The following is a 4,966-nucleotide window of genomic DNA, read 5'->3' as shown; positions in this document are numbered from 1 at the left end:
AATAACGACGGGGTGATACAGAACGCGCTTGAGCTTATGCGCGCGGAACTGGAACATGAGGATATAAAGACAGAAATTGTCCAGGTGGGAAGGGAAAACATCCGCGGGTGCATAGACTGCAGAAAGTGCAAAGAACTTGGCAAATGCGCGTTTAACGACGATCTTGTAAATAGCGCTGCGGAAAAAGTAAACGGGGCGGACGGAATAATTACCGGCTCACCCGTTTACTACGGCAGTATCGCGGGGAACTTTAAGTGTTTCCTGGACAGGCTTTTTTTCTCGGGCGTGCGTCTTGAGTACAAGGCGGCCGCGGCTGTGGTGTCGTGCAGGCGCGCTGGCGGGATTAACGCCTTCCACCAGATGAACAACTATTTTAACCTTACCGGCGCCTTTATCGCGCCGTCCGTGTATTGGGAAATCGTCCACGGTTCAAACCGCGAAGAATCGCTACAGGACGCGGAAGGGCTTTATGTCGTTAAGCGCTCGGCGCGGAGCATGGCGTGGCTCATTAAAGCGCTCGCCTCGGCGAAAAAGGAAATACCCTTGCCCGAAGTTGAACCACGGCCTTGGACCAATTTTATAAGGTAGCGTTTCGCATAACGCCAGATCAAATCGCCCGCTCAAAGATGATATTCAGGCTCCCTGAACCGCGTAAAGTAAAATGGCGATTCGGTTAATATCTCGATAAAAATATCCGTAATGTCAGGATCAAACTGTATCCCTTTATTGCGCTCAAGTTCATTTAACGCCGTTTTGAAGGAAAGCGCCTTCCTGTACGATCTGCTCGACGTCATCGCGTCGAAAGTGTCGGTAATCGCGATTATCCGCGCGTGTAGGGGAATCGCCGTCCCTTTAATTCCGTCTGGGTATCCTTCGCCGTCAAACCGCTCATGATGATGGTATACGGCGGGCACTAAATCCTTGAAAGATTTAATGTGTTTAAGGATAGCCGCACCCGTTTGGGGATGCGACTTGATTATGGCGAATTCCTCATCGGTAAGTTTTGTTTCCTTTTTAAGAACCGTGTCAGGTATCCCTATCTTTCCTATGTCGTGCAATACCGAGGATCTTTTCAATTCTTCAATGTTTTGTTTGTCCAATTTCATGCGTTTTCCAATGCTTTCGGAATACCCCATAACACGTCGCGAATGTCCGGCGGTATACTGGTCTCTGGCCTCCAGAGCGTCGGAAAAAGCAAGGATCGTTTCAAAATGAGTTTTTTCCAAAAGTTCGGAAATGTCGAGAGTCTCCTCATTTTTGGAAACACGGTTTCTCCTTAAAAAAGATTTCCTTTTGAATGAGCGTCCCATTATATTACCAAGCCCCCATAAGTAAACATATATAACATATATGTTTACTATGATATTAGAGGATTTTAACAGTTTTGTCAACAGGTTACTTAATAAAAAAAATTAATTTTCCTATTGACAAATATAATTTTTCCACACATAATTCCTATTATACATATAGGTATTATGTGTTAATAATAATCAATAGAGACAAAAACAAGCTTTTAAGTGAGAATGAAGCGTTGATTCGCTAAGGAGCGGTAGAATGGCAAAAAAGATAAAACAAATCGCCATATACGGGAAGGGCGGAATAGGAAAATCGACGACCACGAGCAACTTGTCGGCGGCTCTTTCAAAAGCCGGGTACAAGGTTATGCAGTTCGGGTGCGACCCTAAATCCGACAGCACCAACACGCTTAGAGGCGGCAGTTATATTCCCTCCGTGCTTGACGCGATCAGGAAAAAAGGGACGGTAAGAGCGCAAGATGTCATATATAAGGGTTTTAACGGGGTATACTGCGTCGAGGCTGGGGGGCCGGCTCCGGGCATTGGTTGCGTCGGGGACAGCATCATTACGGCCGTTGAATTATTTAAACAGCAGAAAATTTTTAACGAGCTTGATCTTGACTATGTCATTTACGACGTTTTGGGCGACGTGGTCTGCGGCGGTTTTGCGGTGCCAATCCGCGAAGGCATAGCCCAGCATGTTTTTACCGTATCAAGCGGCGACTTTATGTCGATTTACGCGAGCAACAACCTGTTTAAGGGCATAAAAAAATATTCAAAAACGGGAGGGGCCCTTTTGGGCGGCATTATCGCAAACTCAATTTCCCAAGGCTACTCGCGCGACATAATAGACGATTTTTCCGCAAGGACAAAGACGCAGATTATTCAATATATTCCCCGCTCGATTACCGTTACCCAGTCCGAATTGAAAGGAAAGACGACGATAGAAGCCGCGCCGGACAGCGAACAGTCTAAAATATACACGCGGCTCGCGCAGCGTGTCGCCGCCCATGAGGAAAGCAAAACGCCTTCGCCTCTGGAGCCGGACGAACTTCGCGACTGGGCGTCTGGCTGGAGCGACAAACTTTTGGAATTGGAGACGGGCATCGTCGTCGGCGGCGACGCATCGGGCATATAGGAAGGAGAAACATGGCTGTAATTGCGCGTAACTTGCCAAAAAAAAAGAAAGACGACCACCCTTGTTTTGACATTGCCGCGCACGGGCAATACGGGCGCATTCATCTGCCCGTCAGCGCTAAATGTAACATCAAATGCCGTTTTTGTGAACGGAGCGTCAACCTAGACGAAATGTGCCCGGGAGTCGCGGCGCGTATCCTTACGCCGGAACAGGCGGTACAAACCATTGACGAGGCTTTTAAGCTTTGCCCCGAATTGACGGTCGTGGGCGTGGCAGGTCCCGGGGACGCGCTCGCCGACGATTGCGCGTTGCAAACTTTCCGCCTTGTTGACAAGAAATTTCCGCAGTTGACAAAATGTATTTCCACCAACGGGCTTGGTTTGCCGGACAAGATACAAGAACTGTCCGATGTCGGGTTAAAGCACCTTACCGTTACCGTTAACGCCGTAGATCCAAACATCGGCGAAAAAATTATTTCCCATATTTCATTTAACGGCGAAACGATAACGGGCGAGAAGGCGGCGGAAATATTGCTTTCCCGCCAGTTGGAGGGGATAAAGGCGGCTAATAAATTGGGCATGGAAATAAAAATAAACACCGTTTTGGTTCCTGCCGTTAATTCCGGCCACATAACCGAGATAGCGAAAACAATTTCCGCTCTTGGCGTCAACTACCACAATATCATACCTCTTATCCCGCGTGGGGAATTTGCCGGAACCGCCGCGCCGGACTGTTCCATGCTTGAGGCGGCGAGAAGGGAAGCGGAGGCCGTCTTGCCGGTTTTCCGCAACTGCGCCCACTGCAGGGCGGACGCCTGCGGAATCCCCGGAATAAGCGATTTTTCACGCAAATTATACGAAAATACGGGCGAATTCCGATGTAATAACGTCTGCGGATGAGAGGTATTTGTATTTAGTTCTCACAAAGGACACAAAGGAAGAGAAGGACACGAAGATGAATTAGGTGGTTGTTGTTCGTTATCTTATCGTGAAATTCTAAGCTAAGCTTTCGGACAAAAACCTCTGATTCCTCCTTTGTGATCTTTGTACCTTTGTGAGCTTTGTGTGAGTTTTTGCGACTAGATGTAATATTCGTCAGCGCCGGCTTTTTGGAAATTTTGCAAAACATCCTGCAAGGTAATGCCGTCAAGATACTTGTTAATCGCTTTTTCAAGCCCCTGCCATATCGCCAGGGTTTTACAGTCTTTTACTTTATCGCACTGGATTGGGTTGTCTTCAAGGCACGAAACCGGCGACAGTCCGCCTTCGGTAATCCTTAAAATTTGTCCTACCGTGTACTTGTCGGGTTCTTTTGCCAGCATATAGCCGCCCTTGTTTCCGCGGTTGGTCCGTAAAAGGTCGGGTCGGCTGAGAAGGGTAACAATCTGTTCAAGGTATTTCTTGGAAATGCCCTGACGCTGGGAAATATCCTTTAAGGAAATAAACCCGTCGTTCTTATGTTCCGCCAAATCCAGAAGCATAAGGAGCGAATACCGCCCTTTTGTCTTCTTTTTCGGCAGCTTCGATCATCGAAAGCGCGATGCGGTCTTTAACGCTGTGAAGGGGGTTAAAGCTTTCCAGTTTTACATAAACCGTAGCTCCGCTGTCATTGAGCTTGTTGATCTTAACAATCGGGGTATTCCCGATAAGGTCGGTGATTTTGTCTACTCTTGCCATAATTTTCTCCTCTTAGTTATAATTTAGTAATCATATAGGATTACTATGAATAGAATGACCCATAATATCGATTTTGTCAAGATAAATTTTAACTTTTTTTATTTTTATAATAGTTAAAAATGATGATCCCGTCAACGCATAGAATACCCTTGAAAACATAGTAAATCTATGGTAAAGTAGGGTGTATGAAAATATCGACAAAAGGGCGGTATTCGCTCCGTATGCTTTTAGATTTGGCAGAACATAAAAATGACGGTTTTATTCCATTAAAGGATATTTCACAGCGGCAGGGTATTTCCAAAAAATACCTTGAGCAGATTGTTACACTTTTAAGTCGTCCCGATATTCTGCGTACCAATCGCGGCAACAAGGGCGGCTATATGCTTGCTAAAGAGCCTGATAAATACACTGTGGGGCAAATTTTAAGAATTACCGAAGGTGGGCTGTCTCCAGTTTCATGTCTGGAAGATAATCCAAACCAATGCACTCAAATGAAAGAATGTAAAACCCTGCCGGTATGGCAAGGTCTTGAAAAAGCGATAAATAAGTATCTGGACGGCATTACCCTTCAAGATATTTTGCAAGATTTCCAAGCCGCTGGAGCGGATGAATATTACATTTAAATTTCTACTACGCGCATATTTGTAGTAAGTATCTTCGCTTTCTTGGTTCGCTCTGGTTCGTGTGGTTCGTGGTTAAAATTTCACTACTCTCGGCGCGTCTTTGAAACTTGAGAATGTGGCTGTGGCGTTTTTTAAGTAATAGACAATATTGTTGCCGTCGTTTACGGCGTAGCGGTTACGCAGATTGGGATACGCTTCCAAGAGACTCTCCTGCGCTTCGGGGCGGTTGTCCTC

7 protein-coding genes are annotated in these 4,966 nt (G+C 46.3%); 4 read left to right on the top strand and 3 right to left on the bottom strand.

Annotated features, from left to right (window positions below):
• Positions 1-588 (top strand): flavodoxin family protein (locus tag ACYVTD_RS09670; RefSeq protein ID WP_461247570.1); only part of this gene is annotated, 588 nt, incomplete at its 5' end.
• A 32-nt stretch (positions 589-620) separates the two neighbouring features.
• Here the strand turns inward: ACYVTD_RS09670 and ACYVTD_RS09665 are convergent.
• Positions 621-1,226 carry an HD-GYP domain-containing protein gene (locus ACYVTD_RS09665; RefSeq protein ID WP_461247569.1) on the bottom strand — a complete coding sequence of 202 codons (606 nt, stop codon included), beginning with the start codon at positions 1,224-1,226 and terminating at the stop codon, positions 621-623.
• Positions 1,227-1,554: 328 nt separating this feature from the next.
• Here ACYVTD_RS09665 and ACYVTD_RS09660 point away from each other — a divergent pair, with 328 nt between their 5' ends.
• Positions 1,555-2,433: a nucleotide-binding protein gene (locus ACYVTD_RS09660; protein ID WP_461247568.1), complete on the top strand. Its 879-nt coding sequence runs from the start codon at positions 1,555-1,557 to the stop codon at positions 2,431-2,433.
• A gap of 11 nt (positions 2,434-2,444) precedes the next feature.
• Entirely contained in the window at positions 2,445-3,332 is an 888-nt protein-coding gene (locus tag ACYVTD_RS09655; RefSeq protein ID WP_461247567.1) for a radical SAM protein, read from the top strand.
• Between the two features lie 179 nt (positions 3,333-3,511).
• On the opposite strand, the gene ACYVTD_RS09650 is transcribed toward ACYVTD_RS09655, so the two are convergent.
• Together ACYVTD_RS09650 and ACYVTD_RS09645 are read right to left on the bottom strand one after the other, a co-directional pair.
• Positions 3,512-3,913 carry an RrF2 family transcriptional regulator gene (locus ACYVTD_RS09650; RefSeq protein ID WP_461247566.1) on the bottom strand — a complete coding sequence of 134 codons (402 nt, stop codon included), beginning with the start codon at positions 3,911-3,913 and terminating at the stop codon, positions 3,512-3,514.
• Positions 3,888-4,109 carry a pyridoxal-phosphate dependent enzyme gene (locus ACYVTD_RS09645; RefSeq protein WP_461247565.1) on the bottom strand — a complete coding sequence of 74 codons (222 nt, stop codon included), beginning with the start codon at positions 4,107-4,109 and terminating at the stop codon, positions 3,888-3,890. Before ACYVTD_RS09645 ends, ACYVTD_RS09650 begins: the two co-directional genes overlap by 26 nt.
• Positions 4,110-4,294: 185 nt before the next feature.
• Between ACYVTD_RS09645 and ACYVTD_RS09640 the strand changes: the two genes are divergently transcribed.
• Positions 4,295-4,732 carry an RrF2 family transcriptional regulator gene (locus ACYVTD_RS09640; RefSeq protein ID WP_461247564.1) on the top strand — a complete coding sequence of 146 codons (438 nt, stop codon included), beginning with the start codon at positions 4,295-4,297 and terminating at the stop codon, positions 4,730-4,732.
• Positions 4,733-4,966 lie beyond the last annotated feature (234 nt).

The organism is Treponema sp. R6D11, from assembly GCF_054786075.1.
The sequence above is the reverse complement of the archived record's forward strand: the minus strand, read 5'-3'. Positions and strand labels throughout refer to the sequence as shown.